General features: G+C 54.6%; 15 protein-coding genes. 8 read left to right on the top strand and 7 right to left on the bottom strand.

The genetic code is table 11. From position 1 onward, the window contains the following. Positions 1 to 14: 14 nt before the first annotated feature. Together HV229_RS06640 and HV229_RS06635 are read right to left on the bottom strand one after the other, a co-directional pair. Positions 15 to 995, bottom strand: coding sequence for a nickel/cobalt transporter (locus HV229_RS06640; protein ID WP_016157141.1), 981 nt, complete (start codon positions 993 to 995; stop codon positions 15 to 17). Beyond that, a complete protein-coding gene (locus HV229_RS06635; protein ID WP_181547120.1) occupies positions 986 to 1,624 on the bottom strand; it encodes a DUF1007 family protein in 639 nt (212 codons plus the stop codon). Before HV229_RS06635 ends, HV229_RS06640 begins: the two co-directional genes overlap by 10 nt. Before the next feature lie 420 nt (positions 1,625 to 2,044). On the opposite strand from HV229_RS06635, the gene HV229_RS06630 reads away from it, so the two are divergent. The 7 genes from HV229_RS06630 to csiE all read left to right on the top strand — a co-directional run bounded on the left by HV229_RS06630 (position 2,045) and on the right by csiE (position 10,353). Further along, complete coding sequence (locus HV229_RS06630; protein WP_003037665.1) at positions 2,045 to 3,028, top strand: autoinducer 2 ABC transporter substrate-binding protein; 984 nt, start codon at positions 2,045 to 2,047, stop codon at positions 3,026 to 3,028. A 103-nt stretch (positions 3,029 to 3,131) separates the two neighbouring features. Beyond that, complete coding sequence (locus HV229_RS06625) at positions 3,132 to 4,640, top strand: sugar ABC transporter ATP-binding protein (RefSeq protein WP_016154014.1); 1,509 nt, start codon at positions 3,132 to 3,134, stop codon at positions 4,638 to 4,640. Then, the gene (locus tag HV229_RS06620; RefSeq protein WP_008785467.1) at positions 4,633 to 5,622 is read left to right on the top strand and encodes an ABC transporter permease; all 990 of its coding nucleotides are present in this window, start codon (positions 4,633 to 4,635) and stop codon (positions 5,620 to 5,622) included. Before HV229_RS06625 ends, HV229_RS06620 begins: the two co-directional genes overlap by 8 nt. Before the next feature lies 1 nt (position 5,623). Next, positions 5,624 to 6,577: an ABC transporter permease gene (locus tag HV229_RS06615; RefSeq protein WP_003037658.1), complete on the top strand. Its 954-nt coding sequence runs from the start codon at positions 5,624 to 5,626 to the stop codon at positions 6,575 to 6,577. 17 nt (positions 6,578 to 6,594) lie between these two features. After that, entirely contained in the window at positions 6,595 to 8,232 is a 1,638-nt protein-coding gene (locus HV229_RS06610) for an FGGY-family carbohydrate kinase (RefSeq protein ID WP_003847100.1), read from the top strand. Next, the gene (locus HV229_RS06605; protein ID WP_047416447.1) at positions 8,229 to 8,828 is read left to right on the top strand and encodes an SIS domain-containing protein; all 600 of its coding nucleotides are present in this window, start codon (positions 8,229 to 8,231) and stop codon (positions 8,826 to 8,828) included. Before HV229_RS06610 ends, HV229_RS06605 begins: the two co-directional genes overlap by 4 nt. 247 nt (positions 8,829 to 9,075) lie before the next feature. Further along, positions 9,076 to 10,353, top strand: coding sequence for a stationary phase inducible protein CsiE (gene csiE / locus HV229_RS06600; RefSeq protein WP_181547118.1), 1,278 nt, complete (start codon positions 9,076 to 9,078; stop codon positions 10,351 to 10,353). On the opposite strand, the gene HV229_RS06595 is transcribed toward csiE, so the two are convergent. The 4 genes from HV229_RS06595 to HV229_RS06580 form a co-directional block, all read right to left on the bottom strand. Beyond that, the gene (locus HV229_RS06595) at positions 10,348 to 11,496 is read right to left on the bottom strand and encodes a 3-phenylpropionate MFS transporter (RefSeq protein ID WP_181547116.1); all 1,149 of its coding nucleotides are present in this window, start codon (positions 11,494 to 11,496) and stop codon (positions 10,348 to 10,350) included. The genes csiE and HV229_RS06595 overlap by 6 nt on opposite strands. 87 nt (positions 11,497 to 11,583) lie before the next feature. Beyond that, positions 11,584 to 12,426, bottom strand: coding sequence for an aldose 1-epimerase (locus tag HV229_RS06590; protein WP_046275224.1), 843 nt, complete (start codon positions 12,424 to 12,426; stop codon positions 11,584 to 11,586). Then, complete coding sequence (locus HV229_RS06585; protein ID WP_046275225.1) at positions 12,426 to 13,865, bottom strand: sugar porter family MFS transporter; 1,440 nt, start codon at positions 13,863 to 13,865, stop codon at positions 12,426 to 12,428. The genes HV229_RS06590 and HV229_RS06585 overlap by 1 nt, the downstream gene beginning before the upstream one ends. 72 nt (positions 13,866 to 13,937) lie before the next feature. Then, a complete protein-coding gene (locus HV229_RS06580) occupies positions 13,938 to 17,204 on the bottom strand; it encodes a DUF5107 domain-containing protein (protein ID WP_181547114.1) in 3,267 nt (1,088 codons plus the stop codon). A 114-nt stretch (positions 17,205 to 17,318) separates the two neighbouring features. Here HV229_RS06580 and HV229_RS06575 point away from each other — a divergent pair, with 114 nt between their 5' ends. Continuing rightward, on the top strand, positions 17,319 to 18,512 hold the full coding sequence (locus HV229_RS06575; protein ID WP_046275227.1) for an ROK family transcriptional regulator: 1,194 nt from the start codon (positions 17,319 to 17,321) through the stop codon (positions 18,510 to 18,512). Positions 18,513 to 18,515: 3 nt separating this feature from the next. On the opposite strand, the gene hcaR is transcribed toward HV229_RS06575, so the two are convergent. Then, complete coding sequence (gene hcaR, locus HV229_RS06570; RefSeq protein WP_046275228.1) at positions 18,516 to 19,409, bottom strand: DNA-binding transcriptional regulator HcaR; 894 nt, start codon at positions 19,407 to 19,409, stop codon at positions 18,516 to 18,518. Positions 19,410 to 19,412 lie beyond the last annotated feature (3 nt).

Here is a 19,412-nt window from a genome sequence, read left to right as displayed (position 1 = left end):
CCATCCGGCTTTGATTAAAACGGTCTAATCCCTCGCCCCACCGGCACCGCGCTCACCCACATCACTACCGCAGCAGCAATCAGCACCGCACCACCGGCTAATGCCAGCGTCGTCCAGCCAATCTGTCGCCACAGCACCGGCGCTTTATGTCCGCTAAGTCTCACCGCCAGCGAGCGGAAACTGTGTACCAGCAAAGCCAGTGACGTAATCGTCAAAGAGGTTCCTGCCGCCATCGCCAGCGCCGACGCCATGCCCCAGCTAAAAACGCCAACCACTTTGCTAAACAGTAAAACCATAATTGCCCCGGAGCATGGCCGCATTCCCATAGACAAAACGATCATCAGCCGGGCGCGCCAGTCATCACCGCTTTGCAGCTGTTCAGGATCAGGCAAATGCTGATGCCCACAGCCACAGCCCTCGTGATGCACATGGTGCGGCGTGAAGGCGGTAAATTTCGGGCGACGCAGCAGCTGGCGCAATTTCTTCAGCGCACGGACGCACAATAAAACGCCCAACACGCCAACCAGCGCATAACTCCCTTTCTCCAGCCAGAAACTACTCATATGTAGCTGTCGCGCAGGCAACTGCAAAATGGTGAGCACCACAACCACCAGCCCGATGGCGACCAGTCCCTGTAATAAAGATGAGGCCAGCGTCAGGCCAATACTCGACCTCAGCTTCGAGGGATGCGTTGCCAGCCAGGTGGTAATGACGACTTTTCCATGTCCTGGTCCCAACGCATGCAGCACGCCATAGAGAAAACTAAACAGCAGCAGCGATCCCCCGGCCTGGGCCGGATTGGCGGCAACGGCTTTCAGCAAACCGCTCATCTGCTGGTTAACGTCGCGCTGCCAGACGACACTCTTCATCATCACCTGCGGCCAGGCCTGCCATAGCCACAGTATGCCGACTGCAGCCAACAGTAAAAACACCGCCAGCGGCCATAGCGTGAGCCAGCGGCGTCTGGCGGCGCGTTGTTGATAAACTACGGACATTGCAGCGTCACCGTCTGTGCAAACTGTTTACCCAACTCCATATCCTCCGGCGGTGCGTCTTCTTTATCCAGCGACTGCGCAAAGCTCAGCATTTGTTCATTCGGCGTCGGCGTATGTACTGAAATACGGCATTGCTGACTTATGGCCTGCGCCAGCCAGGCATCGCTGTCTTTGTCATAGCTCATATCAACGTAGTAGGTGGGATCGAAGGTTGAAATGGTATATTTTTGACCGCTCAGCGGCTGAGCTTCTGCCAGCGGCAACACGAACGTCAGCACTGCCTGATGTTCTTCACGCTCCATGCCATATTCCGTCGGCCTGTTTTTAAACTTTACCTTTTTCCCGTCGTGCCACACTTCGGTGAAATAGTGCTGCCCGAGGACGTTGGCCATCACTTCTGCCGCCAGTTTTTTCCAGATCTCATCACCAGGTTTGGCATTTCCCGCATCGTAAAGCAGATCTGCCGAGGTGATTTCATCCATCGTCCAGCGCATTTTTAGCGCGACGAACTGCTCATTCTCGCTCACTACCTCGGTTTTCAAATGGATAAAGCTGTGGGGATGCGCACCTGCGCCTAAGGACAGGATCGCGAGAAACAACGTCATAATGATACGTTTAACGCCTTGCATGAGTTCTCCACGAGAAAAATCTACACCGCCACAAATAATGATGCTGTGTTTGGCGAAAGTGTGCTGAGGATACCATTGAACGAAAAAATGTTGAGCCTCCTTTTCCGGTATCGATTCAGTTCTCAATTTCAACAATTTCTTCTTCAGCAACATCCTCCCAAATACCTTTTCGTCGCCACAACTTAAGTGAAATGATAAAAATTTGTTAATTTATGGTTTCATTTTAATGTTTTATTAACACTGAATTTAAATCCCTGAGTGTATTTCCGTGCAAATTTAACCAATATTTAACCGTTTATTTTCCATAAAATTACAATAATGGGCATAGATCACATTCACCAAACTTGTGATTCATTCCCTCTTCCATTCGTTGTTAACTTCACGCCGTGACATGTCCTGCCCCCTACGAAAGGTACAACTATGAAATTCAAACTCGCATTACTCAGTGCAACCCTGGTTTCTGCATGCATGTTGTCCGGCACGTCCTTTGCGGCGGAAAAATATGAAATTGCTGTGGTTGCCAAAGTCACCGGGATTCCGTGGTTTAACCGGATGGAAACCGGTGTTAATGAAGCAGCAAAAAAACTGGATGTGAATGCTTACCAGACCGGGCCTTCCACGCCGGATCCGGCACAGCAGGTCAAAGTGATTGAGGATCTGATCGCCAAAAACGTCAACGCCATCATCGTGGTACCGAATGATGCCAAGGTCCTTGAGCCAGTACTGAAAAAAGCGCGCGATAAAGGCATTGTCGTTCTGACGCACGAATCCCCGGATGAGCAAATTGGCCAATGGGATATCGAAACCATCGATAGTGAAAAATACGCGCAGGCTAACGTCGATGAGTTAGCAAAAAACATGGGCGGCAAAGGGGGTTACGCCATCTATGTCGGTTCACTGACGGTGCCGCTGCATAATGCTTGGGCGGATTATGCAATTAAGTACCAGAAAGAAAAATATCCGGAAATGTTTGAGGTCACTTCACGTCTGCCGGTCGCGGAAAGCATCGATAAATCCTACGCCACGACGCTGGACCTGATGAAAACCTATCCACAGATGAAGGGCATTATCGGTTTCGGCTCGCTGGGTCCAATCGGAGCGGGTCAGGCTGTGCAGAAAAAACGCGCCAAAGATAAAATCGCCGTCGTCGGGATCGCAATGCCAGCACAGGCTGCACCTTACCTGATGCGTGGTGATATCAAAAAAGCGCTGCTGTGGGATCCAAAAGACGCGGGCTACGCGCTGGTAACGGTTGCCGATCAGCTGTTGCAGGGCAAAGAAGTTAACGCCGACCTGAGTATCGATGGTTTAGGGAAAGCCGATATCGACACGGAGAAGAAAGTGATCCGCTTTAACAAGATCCTCGAAGTCACCAAAGACAACGCACAATCACTTGGTTTCTAAGGCTTTAGCCAACACCAGGGAACCTTAACGCCGGCCGTCTGGCCGGCGCTATCAACCAAACTAACACTCAGCGTCCATCCGGGCGCTCGCAGGGGTATTGTCCATGGCAGACACCACCGCATTTATCACTCTTGAGAATATCAGCAAACAATTCCCGGGCGTGCTGGCGCTGGATAACGTGAATCTGACGCTGAGAAAAGGCGAAGTTCACTGTCTGGCGGGTCAAAACGGCTGTGGTAAAAGTACCATTATTAAAGTGATCTCCGGAGTTTATCATCCGGAAAAAGGCGCGCAGATTTTACTCGATGGCAAATTGTTCCATCACCTGACGCCGCAGCTCTCTTCCCATTATGGCATTCAGGTTATTTATCAGGACCTGTCGTTGTTCCCTAACTTTAGCGTCGCGGAGAATATCGCGGTCAACCGCTATCTGCCCGGTGGCGATATCTGGGTACGTCGTGGCGCCATGAAGCAGCAGGCGCTGGCAGCCATGAAGCGCATCGGTGTGAACATCGATCCCGATAAAAAGGTTGAAAAACTCTCGATTGCCGACCGACAACTGGTCGCCATTTGCCGGGCGATTGCCGCCGACGCGCGTCTGGTGATTATGGACGAGCCCACCGCCTCACTAACCCGTCAGGAGGTTAATGGCCTGCTACGGGTCGTTAACGAACTAAAAGCTGCCGGAATTTGTGTAGTGTTTGTCAGCCACCGTCTGGATGAAGTGATGGAAGTGGCTGACCGCATCAGCGTGATGCGCGACGGCAAACTGGTGGGCACTTATCCTGCCAGCGAACTCGACAGCCACGAGCTGGCTTTCCTGATGACCGGACAACGCTTCCACTATAGCCCGCTGCCGGAAAGACCCGCTATTGAGCAAGAGCCCCTGCTGGAGCTGCGCAACCTCAGCCGCAGAGGCAAATACCAAAACATTAATCTGTCGCTGCACGGCGGCGAGATTGTCTCCATTGTGGGCCTGCTGGGCGCCGGACGCACCGAACTTTGTCTGAGCCTGTTTGGCATGACGCACCCAGAAAGCGGTGAGATTCGCATTAACGGCCAGCCGGTCACTCTTCGCAATAACCATGATGCCATCAAACATGGGATCGGCTACGTCTCAGAAGATCGCCTGACGCAGGGGCTGATCATGGAGCAGTCGATCTACGACAACACCATCGTCACGGTGTTTGATCAACTGCATACCGGCAGCGGCCTGCTCGATCACCGTAAAGCGCAAAAACTGGTCGCCGACTTGATCCGCGAGCTGAATATCAAAGTGTCCGATCCACACCTGCCGGTTAAAACCCTTTCCGGCGGTAATGCCCAGCGTATCGCCATTGCCAAATGGGTGGCGACTAACCCCCGCATCCTGATCCTCGACTCCCCTACCGTAGGCGTAGATATCGCCAACAAAGAGGGTATTTACCAGATAGCCCGCGATTTGGCGGAACAGGGTATGGCGGTGCTGATGATTTGCGATGAAATCCCGGAAGCGTATTACAACAGCCACCGCGTGCTGGTGATGCGTCGCGGCAGGCTGGTGGCGGAATTTAATCCTCATCAGTGCCGTGAAGAGGAGATTGCTGAAGTGGTCGAGGTAATCAATGAATAAGATGCATCTCTCCCGTTTAATCGGGCAACATGAGTTTTGGCTGGGCCTGCTGGTTGTGGCCCTTGCCGTTGGGCTGAGCATCAGCACCGATGAGTTCTTGTCTTTGGGGAACCTGACGGATGTGGCTACCAGCTATGCGATTCTCGGCATCCTTGCCTGCGGGCTGTTTGTGGTACTGATTTCCGGCGGGATCGACATCTCATTTCCGGCGATGACCGCGATAGCCCAGTATGCGATGGCCAGTTGGGTTATCGGCCACGGCGGCAACTTCGCGCTGGCGTTAATCATCGCGATTGCGGTGGGTCTGCTGCTGGGACTTATTAATGGCTTCCTGGTCTACTGGCTGCGCGTTCCGGCCATCATCATTACCATCGCCACGTTGAACGTTTACTACGGTCTGCTGGTGTACGCCACCAAAGGCACCTGGCTGTACGGCTTTCCGGACTGGTTTATGAACGGCATCAATTGGTTCTCGTTCACCGCGGCGGATGGCTACGACTACGGCTTGACACTGCCCCTGCTGTGCCTTGCGGCTGTGATCATCTTTACCGCCGTGCTGATGAACTATACCCGTCTTGGCCGTCAGGTTTACGCCATGGGCGGTAATCGTGATGCGGCCTCGCGTCTGGGACTGAATCTGCTGAAGCTGCATTTCTACGTGTATGGCTACATGGGTATTCTGGCAGGCGTTGCCGCCGTGGTTCAGGCGCAAATCACCCAGTCAGTTGCGCCCAATTCGCTGCTCGGCTTTGAGTTGACGGTGCTGGCGGCGGTCGTGCTCGGCGGAACCAGCATGAGCGGCGGACGCGGCACATTAACCGGAACACTGCTCGGCGTGGTTCTGCTGGCCTTCTTACAAAATGGCCTGACGCTGCTCAGCGTCTCCTCTTACTGGCACACCGTGTTCAGCGGCGCCATTATCCTGGTCAGCATTAGCGCCACGGCCTGGAACGAAAAACGCAAACTGGCAAGGGAGCTTTGAGATGAAAACAATCGCCAGATTTTTACCCGGTGATGCCATCATTCGTCTGCAATGCGTCATTATTGTGGTCGTCGCCCTGGTCTTCTCGGCCCTGCTCGGCAGCCGTTTTTTCAGCGTCGCTAACTTCCAGTCGATTGGCTCGCAACTGCCGATCCTTGGCATGCTGGCCCTCGGGATGGGTATGACCATGCTGACCGGCGGCATAAACCTGTCGATAATTGCAGGAGCGAATGCCTGCTCGCTGGTAATGGCGGCGATTATCGTCACCCATCCGGATAACCCGCTGTTTCTGGTGCTGGCGCTGCTGGCAGGCGCTGCCGTGGCGGTCGCAATCGGTACGCTCAACGGCGCGCTGATTGCCTGGGTCGGGGTTTCGCCGATTCTCGCCACGCTCGGCACGATGACGCTTATCTCCGGGCTGAATATTCTGCTTTCCAATGGGACAGTGATTTCCGGTTTCCCGACCGCCATTCAATATCTTGGTAACGCCACGATTGCCGGTATTCCGGTAGCGCTGCTGCTCTTTTTCCTGGTGGCAATCCTGCTGTGGGTACTGCTGGAGCACACCACGCTTGGGCGCAGTCTGTATCTCGTGGGTTCCAATGAACAGGCTACCCGCTACAGCGGCGTAAATACCGTCCGGGTACAAATTTCCGTGTACGTGATTTCTGCCCTGCTCGGCTGGGTCGCCGCCATTCTGATGATGGCGAAATTCAACTCGGCAAAAGCCGGATACGGTGAGTCATACCTGCTGGTCACCATCCTTGCCTCTGTCCTCGGCGGCATCAACCCGGATGGCGGTTTCGGGCGCATTATCGGCCTGGTACTGGCGCTGATTGTGCTGCAAATGCTGGAAAGCGGCCTTAACTTGCTGGGGGTCAGCAGCTATCTGACGATGGCGCTGTGGGGCGCGGTGCTGATCCTCTTTATCGCATTACAGAATCGTAAAGCCTGATTTCAGGAGAAAAAATTATGGCAAGTTACTTTATTGGTGTGGATGTCGGAACCGGAAGCGCCCGTGCCGGCGTGTTTGATCTCAACGGCAGAATGGTCGGCCAGGCCAGTCGGGCTATCGAGATTTACCGCCCGCAGGCCGATTTTGTTGAGCAGTCTTCCGATAACATCTGGCAGGCGGTGTGTAACGCGGTTCGCGATGCGATTAACCAGTCAGATATCAACCCAATCCAGGTGAAAGGTCTGGGCTTTGACGCTACCTGCTCACTGGTGGTGCTGGATAAAGAAGGTAAACCGCTGACTATCAGCCCGTCCGGGCGCAGCGAACAGAACATCATTGTGTGGATGGATCACCGCGCCATTACCCAGGCTGAACGCATTAACGCCCTGCATCATCGGGTGCTGGACTACGTTGGCGGCATTATCTCCCCGGAAATGCAAACGCCAAAGCTGCTGTGGCTGAAGCAGCATATGCCCAATACCTGGGCCAATGCGGGTTACTACTTTGACCTGCCCGATTTTCTGACCTGGCGCGCAACAGGCGATGACACACGCTCATTGTGTTCGACAGTGTGTAAATGGACCTATATGGGCCATGAAGACAAATGGGATGCCAGCTACTTCCGCCAGATTGGCCTGGAAGACCTGCTGGAACATGATGCTGCCAAAATTGGTCGCTACGTGAAAACCATGGGCGAACCGCTCGGTCACGGGCTGTCCGCGCGCGCCGCCAGCGAAATGGGATTGATTCCGGGGACCGCGGTCAGCGTCTCGATAATCGATGCCCACGCCGGCACGCTCGGAACGCTCGGCGCAAGCGGAGTTTCCGGCGAGGTGGCGGATTTTGACCGTCGTGTCGCGCTAATTGGTGGCACCTCCACCGGACACATGGCGATCTCCAAAGAGCCGCGCTTTATCGGCGGCGTCTGGGGCCCTTACTACTCAGCCGTACTGCCGGAATATTGGCTCAATGAAGGCGGGCAGTCAGCAACCGGGGCGTTAATCGACCACGTTATTCAGTCGCATCCGTGTTACGAAACCCTGCTAACGCAGGCTAAGTCTCAGGGGCAAACCATTTATGAAGTGCTGAATGCGCTGCTGCGTAAAATGGCTGGTGAGCCGGAAGATATCGCCTTTTTGACCCGTGACATGCACATCCTGCCCTATTTCCACGGCAACCGCTCGCCGCGCGCTAACCCCACGCTCACGGGAGCAATCACCGGACTGAAGCTGTCCCGCACGCCGGAAGATATGGCGCTCCAGTACCTCGCAACCATCCAGGCCATTGCGCTGGGAACGCGCCATATCATTGAAACGATGAACCAAAGCGGCTACACCATCGATACGATTATGGCCAGCGGCGGCGGGACGAAAAACCCGATCTTCGTTCAGGAGCATGCCAACGCCACCGGTTGCGCCATGCTGCTGCCTGAAGAGAGCGAAGCCATGCTGCTGGGCGGCGCCATGATGGGGACTATCGCCGCAGGCGTGTTCGACACGTTCCCGGAAGCGATGTCGGCGATGAGCCGGATTGGTAAAACGGTCACCCCGCAGACCAATCGCATTAAGCAGTACTACGATCGCAAATATCGGGTATTCCACGAGATGTATCAGGATCATATGAAATACCGCCAACTGATGCAGGAGGACGCATGAGTAACTCCTGGTCTCAGGCCATCGGCGTATTTCAGCTCTATAGCGATGCCCTCGCAGGTCTGGGACAACATCTGACTGAACCGGTCTGGCAGTCGCTAATGGCGGAGCTGCGCGGTTGCCAGGGGAAAATCGTCGTCACTGGCGTCGGTACATCCGGTATTGCGGCGCGTAAAGTCGCGCACATGCTCGCCTGCGTGGAACGTCCGGCGATTTACCTCAACGCGACGGATGCGGCGCATGGCGATCTCGGTTTTTTACGCGCCGACGACCTGGTCATTATGCTATCACGCGGGGGAAATTCGGATGAACTCACCCGACTGCTGCCCGGACTGGCTGCGAGAAATGTGCCCATCCTGAGCGTGACTGAAAACGCCGACTCAGCCATTGCTAAAGCGTCGAGGCTGGTGATTTCCACCGGCGTCCAGCGTGAGGCCGACCCGTTGAACATGTTGGCCACCACCTCAATTTTACTGGTCCTGGCTATCTTTGACGCCGCCTGCGCCTGTCTGATGAGCGAAAGCGGTTACTCAAAAGAGACGCTATTGTCTGTACATCCCGGCGGTGATGTGGGATTAACGCTGAGCCGCGAGCAGTAACACCGGACCGCGCATTTCCACTCGTCTTCTCAACCCGTCACCCTCAGGCGGGTTTTTTTATGTCTCAATAGAAGATAAAACAGTGAAAAAGCCAGTTAACGCGCTGCGTTCCACTCCTGCTATCTGTTCCGCACGTTAAAAATTCTGTGACGCTCTCCAGCATTCCTGGTGGAAAGCATTCCATTCTCCAAATCTATGAGCAAACTTTAGCTATTCTTATCAAACATACTTACGGGAGATCCTACAGATGATGTCAACGCTTGCTCCACCATCTGTACTTTCCGCTCCCCAGCGCCGTTGCCAGGTGCTGCTGACGCTTTTCCTGCCAGGGCAAATCGCTACAGCTCAAACCTTCAGTAGCCTCAATGGCGTTGATGATGCCACTGTTGAGGAAGATATTATTGGCGCAGGACTCGAAATCCAGCGCTATCACCGACTCGCGATTACCACCGCGCTGAATGGCGGCTATACGATCGAAGGGACCCCGCTAAATCAGCGCCTGTGTCTGTTGCAGTGGCTGCGCCGCGGTCTGCGGATCTGCCCTACTTTCATCGCCCAGCATTTCACACCCGCATTAAAAATGGCGCTGAAACAACAAGGTATCGCGCGTACGCTGTATGACGACACCAATTTGCATGCGCTCATTAATCTGTGCTCCCGGCGCTTGCAGAAGCCGTTTGAGTACCGTGACATCCAGTTCCTGCGCCTGTATTTACAGTATTGTCTGCTACAGCATCACGCGGGAGTCACCCCGGAATTTAATCCGCTCCAGCAACGCTGGGCGCAATCCTGCGCAGAGTATCCGCTCGCTGAGGAAATTGGCCGCCACTGGCAACGCCACGTCATGCAGAGTGCGCCGCCGGGCGAATCGCTGTTTATGGCGTTGTTGTTTTCAATGCTCCGTATCCCCGACCCAGTGCGCGATAACCACCAGCAGGATCGTCGCCTGCGTCTTGCTATTGCACGGCTGGTGCTGCGTTTTCGCGAGTATGGCAATGTACGCTTCAGCGATGAGCAAGGACTGAACGATCAGCTGTATATTCACCTTGCCCAGGCGCTTAACCGCAGCGTGTTTGCCATTGGCATTGATAACACGCTGCCGGAGGAGTTCAGCCGACTTTATCCCCGTCTGGTTCGTACTACCCGCGAGGCGATACATGGCTTCGAAGCGGAGTACGATGTGCAGTTTTCAGAAGAAGAGATTGGGCTGGTCGCCGTTATTTTCGGTGCCTGGCTGATGCAGGAGAAGGATTTGCACGAGAAGCAGATTATCCTGCTGACCGGCAACAATGAACAACTTGAAGCGCATATTGAGCAACAGCTGCGCGAACTGACGCTGCTGCCGCTCAACGTAAAACATATGCCGATGCAGGACTTTCAAAAACAGGGTACGCCGCGCGGAGTCACGTTGATTATTACGCCGTATACCACGCTGCTGCCGCTGTTTTCTCCGCCGTTGATTCATGCGGATCTGGCACTTACGCCGCATCATCAGCAGCAGATCCGCAAAATTCTCGAATCATAACGTTGCAGGCTGCGCCACCACCTTCGGGCGCAGAAAGATTGCCGGTAGCGCCACCAGCGCCATCACCCAGAATACGCCGTTGCCCAGACTCTGGTACAGGTAGCCTGCGAATACGGTCATGATGGCGATGCTGCCGCCCATCGCCACCGCAGAATACACCGCCTGCAAACGTATCACTTCGCTGCCCTGGCGCGTCGCGATATAGCGCATTGCCGCCAGGTGGCAGACGGTAAAGGTTCCGCAATGGAGAATTTGCACCACAATCAGCCACGGTAGCTCAGTGCTCCAGCCCATCAACCCCCAACGGGCCACGCCGCAAACGGCGGAAAGCAGCAGCAAATCGCGCGCGCTAAAGCGGCGGAATAGCTTGTGACTGAGCGCAAAAATAATCACTTCCGCCACCACACCTAATGACCACAAATAGCCCACCGCCGAAGCGGAATATCCGGCAGACTGCCAGTAGATGGCGCTGAAACCGTAATAAGCGGCATGCGCACCTTGCAACAGACTCACGCAGGCCAGAAAACGCCAGCTTTGGGTTATCAACGCACGCCAGGCGGGCCATCCCGCGCTCTCCTGATGACGGTTTTCCCCTGCTGGCTGCACGCTCGGGCGGATCATCATCCCCAATAGCATCGAGGCGACGCCAAGCGACAGCAGCACCAGGATCACCCGATAGTCAAACAGGCTCACCAGCTTGCCGGTCAGCGCGGAGCCAATCACAAAGGCAACGGATCCCCACAGTCTTACCCGACCGTAGTCCATGGTTATCTGTTTTTGCCAGGTGTTGGCCAGCGCGTCGGTCAACGGCACCAGCGGCGAGAAAAACAGGTTAAAGCCGACCATCACCACCATCAGCCACGCCACGTTGGTGCCCGCCCAGAAGGCCAGCGCAAACACCAGCGTCAACAGGGCCAGAATACGTAAAGCGGAGATCAGACGAGAGGGATCGCTTACGCGCGGCGCAATCAGCAAACTGCCTAGAAAACGGGCAATCAGCCCCGCGCCCAGCAGTAAACCGATGGTTTCCGGCGTCAGCCCCAGCCCTTCGAGCCAGACGCTCCAGAAAGGCAGAAAAATACCGTAGCTAAAGAAGTAGGTGAAATAACCGAGCGCCAGCCAGCGCGTGGAATGCAAAGCCATGAATCCCTCCCGTTTGGAGGCGATAGTCTGGCGACAAACGCAGGCTGGCGCAAGAGAGCATTAACAGGCAGATAACATGATTTTGCCCTATTCGACGCAAATCTGCATCGCAAAATGGCAGCGTTCTCCCTGCGCTAAAACCTGCAATCCCGGCTGCCCCTGCATGTGGTGGGCATTCACCGGATGCGTTTGCGGCTCCAGGCACAAGAACTCCTCACCCGACATTCTGAACAGCATCAACCATGGAGTTTGCGCTAAAATCGTGACTTTCATCACATCTCGCTGAATAACGGCCCGCCCGCTCCAGCCAGAATATCCAACGTTCAGCCAGCTATCCTCGCCGTATTGCGCGTACATGAAATCCGCCGCTGGAGGGATTTCACGTTGCCATTCCAGCGGCAGATGCTGTTCCCCCTCCGGCCAGTAGCCGCCGGTGGTGAATTGCGCCGTGCTGTGCTTATCAAAAGCGAAAAACGGATGGAACCCACAGCCATAAATCATCGGCTGTTCACCGCAATGGGTGAGCGTCAACGAGACGTGCAGGCTTGAGGTTTCCAGTTGATAGCAAAGTTGCGCCGTATAGTCATAGCCACAGGGATGCCAACTGCGCAACTGCAGCAAACAACCGCTTTGGGTCACGGTGATAACCTGCCAGCGTTGCAGCCAGCCGTCACCGTGCAGGAAAAAGGTGTCATCTGCGCCATGTTGAGGTAACACCACCTCTTCACCGCGCAGCATAAAACGATTTCCCGCCACCCGATTCGCGACCGGCAGCATCGGGAACAGGCCGCAATCACCGGGCTGCTGACCATGACCTTCGCGTAAAATTGCCTGTTGATGTTGTAACGAAACCAGACTTAATAGCGAACCGCCCTGCGGATCTACGCACATCCGCAGATGTGCGTTTTGTAGCATCAGCAGACCATCCATTAGCGAGCGCTTCGTTGTTGGGCTGATGCGCCAACTTTCGTATGCTGCGCCGCCAGCTGCTCTTCCAGCGCTTCCAGCGTCACGCCTTTGGTTTCCGGAACATTACGCAGAACATACATGAATCCCATCGCGCAAATCACACCGTACAACAGGAAGCTTCCCGACGCGCCCAGACTCGCATTGAGCAGCGGGAAAGTATAGGTCAGCAGGAAGCAGGCAATCCACAGCGCTAGCGTACCGAGCGACATCGCCAGCCCGCGGACGCGGTTAGGGAAAATTTCAGACAGCAGCACCCAGGTCACCGGGGCCAGCGTCAGGGCATAAATAGCGATCGCCGCCAGCACCAGAACCAGAACCGGCCAACCCATAATGCCCAACCCGTACGCCCCGGCAATCAGCATATAGATAACCGTTAATCCTGACGCCCCGAACAACATCAGTTTACGGCGACCAATTTTGTCTACTAACGGCAGAGCGGCAAGGGTAAAGACCAGATTGATGATCCCTGTCGCCACGATCGATTTTAACGTACCGTTGATGTCGAATCCGGCAGAGGCGAAGATCTCCTGCGCATAGTTGAAAATAACGTTGATCCCACACCACTGCTGGAACACTGCCAGCACCATTCCAATAATCACGATCGGTTTGATCTGCGGTTGTAACAGCGTTGACCACGCGACCTTGTGATTATCTTTTTGCAACGTATGTTCAATCTCTTTCAGCGTTTGACCAGCATATTCCGCCGAACCAATGCGCTGCAGCATGGTACGCGCACGATCGGCTTTGCCTGCTTTCACCAGCCAGCGCGGCGATTCAGGTACAAAGAACATCAGTACCAGGAAAATTATCGCGGGCACTAATTCAGCGCCAAACATCCAACGCCAGCCCGTCTGACCGTTCCAGCTTTCCACAATCGCCTGCTGCGTAGCGCCTGAGGCTACAGGTTCGGCAATCATCAGGTTAATAAGCTGCGCCGCCAGTACGCCAATCACGATAGTGAGCTGGTTAACGGCAACAAAGCGCCCACGCTTTTCAGCCGGGCTAACCTCGGCGATATACAACGGGCTTAGCGCAGACGCCAGACCAATCCCCACGCCTCCAACGATGCGATAAACAATAAACATGTCGAAATTACTGGCGACGGCAGTTCCCCAGGCGGAAGCGCTAAAGAGGATCGCCGAGAGAATCAGCGGCATCTTTCGGCCAAACTTATCGGCGCACCATCCGGAAATCAGCGCGCCAAAGATACAACCGACCAAAGCCGAACTCATCGCCCAGCCGGATTGCGCTGGATCGGTAATCGAGAAATAGGCTTCATAGAAGGGTTTTGCCCCACCGATCACCACCCAGTCATAGCCAAACAGTAAACCACCGCAGGCCGCAACCAGGCAGATAGTCCAGACGTAACCAATCTTTAAATGTGTCTGCGCGTTATTCATTATGATTCCTCTTTCAGGGAAACGCAGGGGACAGTAGGTTTCGGGTGAGGTTGCCCCCACCCATTTCGGGTGTTACTGGAAAAGCCTTACGTTAATGGCGTGACGTAGCAGTAATGCCTTGTCATGCGCCGGATTGAGTTGCAGGAGTGCGTCAAGATCGCGCTGGCAAGCAGCACTATTTCCCAACCCCAGATGCCCGAGCACACTGATAAACAGGCAGTGTTGCTGGTGTTTTGCTTGTGCTGAGGTATCCAGCACCACCAGATCGGGTAGCGATACGGCAAAGAAATCGACATCCGGGACATTGTCGCGATGCGATTCAACCCATTGCAGGAAGCTATTAAACAGAGCGTTCGCCTGAGCATCATCGCCAAGTTTTCTCTGCGCCATACCCTGCCAGAAGAGATAATCCACAGGCTGGTCGTTGTAGTAACGGCCAGCATCCAGTGTGCTACCGCCGCGCGTCGCACGGGAGAAGTAACGCTGGGATTCATCAAAACACCCCTGCTGCTGCGCGCAATGTCCCAGTAAATACCAGATATCGTTATCCGTTTGTCCGGGTAAACGCCCCTCCCCGAGGTTTTGCGGGTAGTGCAACGCCTGTTGCAACTGCGCGATGGCGGTTTGCGGGTCACCGGACTGAATGGCAGCCAGCGCACGATGCATCTGATTCAGCAGATATTGCCCGGTGGCTTTGCCTTCACCACCTTCCCACGGATGGAACACGCGCTCACGTAATACTGCTGCGGCATCGTCGTAACGCCCTAATCCATTCCACAGACTGAGCAGTTCCACCGTCAGATCGTCACGATGGAAGACAATCTCTTTGCTGGCTTCCAGTCGCTGCAGGCGCAGTTCAGCCGGTTGCGCCATCAGCTTCTTGAGATAGTCGAGTTCAAACAGGAAACGGGCATTTTGCGGCTCCAGTGCCACGGCCTGCGACAGATACTGCATCGCCTGCTGCGCATCATGCAGTTTGTTCCAGGCATAGATCCCCAGTAAGCGGTGTACAGGAGCGAAATCCGCTTCCTGCGCAAGGGTAAACTGCCAGCAGGATACCGCTTCGGCATAACGCCGTTTGCTGTACCAGAAACAGCCAAGTAAATAGCGGGCAAAAGCGCTCTGTTCGAGGGTTTGCAGCATCTGCACTTCATCCAGCGTATTGGGGAAACGAACGCGGTTTTGCAGACATTCTCGGGCACGTTCGATGAAGGGTTGTGGGTTGTCACTTAGCGAGGCGCGCCACAGCATAGGCAGCGTTTCCTGGCTGTCGAGCAGTTCCAGCACGCCACGGGCAGCATCCTTTTGCCCCAATGAGATCAACCAGCCTGCCAGTTCACACGCGTTGGTACCGCGCCGCCCGGTAATCGAGATCAGCGCTTGCGCCGTCGCCTCGTCCTGACAGATGGCCCAGCGCGCATAGTGCAGGGTGTAGCTCAGAGGATAATCAACCAGCTGTTGGCGAATGTAGTCCAGGGCTTGCGGAATGCGATCAAGATTTGCCAGCGCCAGCGCTTTCAGTCCCATCGCCAGGTTATTACTGCCGTTAAAGCGCAGGCTCTGCTCGACCTTTTCCAACGCGCCAACGTAGTCCTGACGCTTCATCGCCAGACGCGCTAACGACCAGAAAGCCGCATCCCGACAGTTGCCGCTCCAACTGGCCTTATAATAATGATCCCAAGCACTGTCATCGTCGCCCTGACGTTCCTGTGCGGCGGTCAGCAGCATGCTCGCCTCGCCATCACGCGGATTTTTATTGAGCTTATGCGCCCGTTCCAGCGCCTTACCCGCACAATGCGCCGCCAGCGCCCAGTCCGCGCGGTTTAGCGCCAGCGTCCCCAGGGCCACATTATTGCGGTAATCCAGCGGATCAACATCCAGCGCGCGGCGATAATAATCTTCAGCATAGCGGCTGGCATGGTTGTACTGCTCCAGATGCTGACCAATAAAATAGAGTTCATCGGTATTAGAGAGTGCTTCTGGCTGTGCTGGCGCGACGGCCGCCGAAGGCAGCGGTAACTCTTGCGCGATGTGCTCTTCGTACTGCAAAAGCGTAGCACCATCGGCGTTAGTGACGGTCATTGTCACCCGGGTATGGTTATTGTCTGACACATCAGTCAGCCAGCTCTGTCCCGGCTCCAGAGTGAGTGTATTTTCATAGAATGGCTGCCCGTGTGCGGCAAGCGTAACCTGAACATCGCGTAACGGCGCAATCGCATAAATGCCCACAGAAAGCTGGCGACTCTCACGCACCAGACGAAGCGCCAACTGCGTGCTGGCGTTTTGCACCATACCCAGTTCGCTGTAAGGCAGGAAGTTTTGCACGAAGACTTTCTCTTCGTACGGCGCAAGCCAGGTGAAATCCGGCTGGTTATCGGTAAAGACCCCAGTCATAAGTTCGATATACGGACCGTTGTCATCAGTGAGATTACGATCCCAGGCAACGCCAAAGTCGCCATAACCCCAAGTCCACTGTTTTTTCCCTGGCGAAACGTGGTGATCGGCCACATGCAGCAACCCACCGCGCTCGCCGTGATGCCAGGCACCAACAAAATCATAATCAGATTTTTCAGCCATATAGGAGGTCGGCACTGGTACGTTTTTGTAGCGCGAGATATCCACGCCAGCCGAATAGTCCACTTTGTAGTATGTGCCGGTGGCGATGGGAAACGCAGAGACATCGCGCTTACCGTGGTCGAATACCGCCGTCACATCCGGTGGAAACACGCTTTGGTGATCGTCGCCGCCCTTCACCGCCGGATTCGCCCACCATAAGAAGTGACGCGGGGTAGCGTTACCGTTAAAAACCTTCCCGGTTATCTCGATCAACGCGCGATCCGGATACAGCGTGAATCCGGTCATGACCTGTAAACCACGCATGGGCTCTACCTCGCCCATCCAGACGGTGTATTCGCCCTGCTCACCCTGCTGTTGCGTAAAATCCACTGGCATAAAGGTGGTCGGGCGATGATGTTGCGGCCAGTTAAACTCAATGCCGCCAGAGATCCACGGCCCAAGCAGACCGACCAGCGCAGGTTTTACCACTTCGTTGTAGTAGACGAAGTCGCGCTGCTGCACTTTGTCATACGCTCGATGAATGCGTCCGCCTAACTCCGGCAGCAGCATGATGCGAATGAAGTCATTCTCCATCCATACCGCCTGATAGTCGCGCATTTCACGTTTGCCGGTCAGCGTATCAATCACGCCATAGGGATAAACCGCTCCTGAAGACCCCTGATAAACTCGCTTTTCCAGAAACATTGGGTTGGCGTCTTCTTCACCCGCTGTCCACGTGGGGAGGGTGATCGTTTCCTGCCAAACTTTTACTGAACCGTACATGCCGCGCTCCACTTAATAAACAAAAGTAAAAATTCAACTTGATGCTATTCTGCGGCAGTTAAGTGGCGTTAAAATGCGCAATGCTCACGCAATATAGTTAAGGGAGTTAAGTGAATGCAGCGTTCGGGGTTCAACAACGCCAGGGTTCGTCAGGCGAATAAACAGATTTTTTTGTCACATCTGTGGCGAGAAAAGCAGCTCAGCAAGTCACAGCTGGCGCAGCTCACCAGCCTGTCGATCCCGGCGGTTAGCAATATCCTCGAAGAACTGATGGATGAAGGAAGAATCAGCCATTCGCGAGAAACTTTAAGCCAGCGCGGTTTGAGCAGTGGCAGCTATCATTTGCCAGAGAAAGGTGCCTGGACGCTGTGTATCAACGTCACCCCCACCAGCATCACCAGTCAACTGGCGGATGCTCGGCTGGTTGCCGTCGGCGACTGGCAGCATGAAGTCATCAACCCCGAATCGCCAAAAGCGCTGCTGACAGCATTGGCGGCGCACTGGCGGGAATACCGTCGACAATTTCCCGAGGTCACGATTAATCTGGCGCTTGGCGTTCACGGTCAGGTTGATCCGATAACCGGCGCATCAAAAACCATGCCTCAGGCGCCGTGGAAAACACCGGTGGAAATAAAATATCTGCTGGAGGAGATGCTCGGCGTACAGGTCCGGCTGGATAATGACTGCGTGATGCTGGCGCTGGCGGAAAAATGGCAAAACCCGGCGGCTAACGGTGATTTTTGCGTGATTAACGTTGATTACGGTATTGGCTCATCGTTTGTGATTAACGATAACATCTGGCGCGGGAGTCTGTATGGCAGCGGTCAGATTGGGCATACCATCATTCATCCCGATGGGATCGCCTGTGACTGTGGCCGTTATGGCTGTCTGGAAACAGTGGCGTCATTGAGCGCGTTGAAAAAGCAGGCCCGCGTGTGGATGAAATCGCAGCCGACATCCCTTTACGACCCGGAAACGCTCACCACCGACCAGCTTATTACTGCCTGGCAACACGGAGATGTTCGCATTCAGGCCTGGGCCGAACATGCCGCCAGCGCCATCGGCCTGAGTCTTTATAATTTTTTGAATATACTGAACATTAATCAAATATGGTTGTATGGTCGTAGCTGTGCATTTGGCGATAGCTGGCTCAATACGCTGGTACAGCAAACCGGGTTTAATCCGTTCGATCACGGTGATAACCCGCGTGCCAGAGCAACTCAGATAAGCTTCGGTCAGCTTAATCGCCCTCAGCAACTCATGGGAATTGGCTATCTTTATGTCGAATCACAGCTTAGCGAGCTGTAGTCATTACTCCGCCAGGCTCACGGCTAAACGTTCATGCACAGTGGCGATAAAATCGGTCAATGCCGGTTTGATTGGCCCTTTTTTCCACGCCATCAGCAGGGCAATGGTCGGAACATCGCCAACAATAGGCCGAAAAACCACCTGCCCGGTATTAAAATTATTCATATAACCGGGTATCAAAGTCACCCCCAGCCCCATGCCGACCAGATTCATGGTCACCAGAATATTGGTCGCTACCTGCACAATATTGGGCTGGCTTTCCTGCTGCTGAAACCAGTTTTTGACAATCATCGCTAGCGCCCCGGAATAAGCGGGATCGGTACTGACAAAATTTACGCCGTGTAACTGTTCTGCGGAGATCGCTTGCTCATTGGCTAACGGATGATTCACCGGTAACACCACGACCAGCGGCTCATGAATCAGCTCCAGATAATCCAGCTCCGGGCTGTACACCGGGTGACGCATTAAGCCCACGTCCAGTTCTCCGTTGAGGATCCTTTCTTCCTGTTCGGTGGTTATCAGGCTTACCAGCTCAATGTGTGTATCCGGTTGTTTTAAACGAAATAAGGGCAGCACTTTCGGGAGCAAATTCACCTCAGCGGAAGGGACAAAACCAATAGCGAAATGATTATCTTCCTGCCCCGTTTTACGGGCGCGAACTTTGGCATTTTCCGCCTGCTCAAGGATCGCCAGCGCATCCTGTAAAAAGCACTCCCCGGCCGCCGTCAGCGCAACTTTTCGCTTGTCCCGCACCAGTAACGGAACGCCCACGCAGGTTTCCAGATCGCGGATCTGGCTGCTTAACGACGGCTGAGAGGTATGCAGCTTTTCTGCCGCCCGGGTGAAATTCAGCGCCTGCGCCACCGCCACAAAATAGCGTAAGTGCCTCAGTTCCATGCC

The sequence above is a fragment of the Citrobacter sp. RHBSTW-00524 genome (assembly GCF_013747755.1).
Lineage (GTDB): Bacteria > Pseudomonadota > Gammaproteobacteria > Enterobacterales > Enterobacteriaceae > Citrobacter > Citrobacter braakii.
This window is presented reverse-complemented; position numbering and strand designations above follow the sequence as displayed.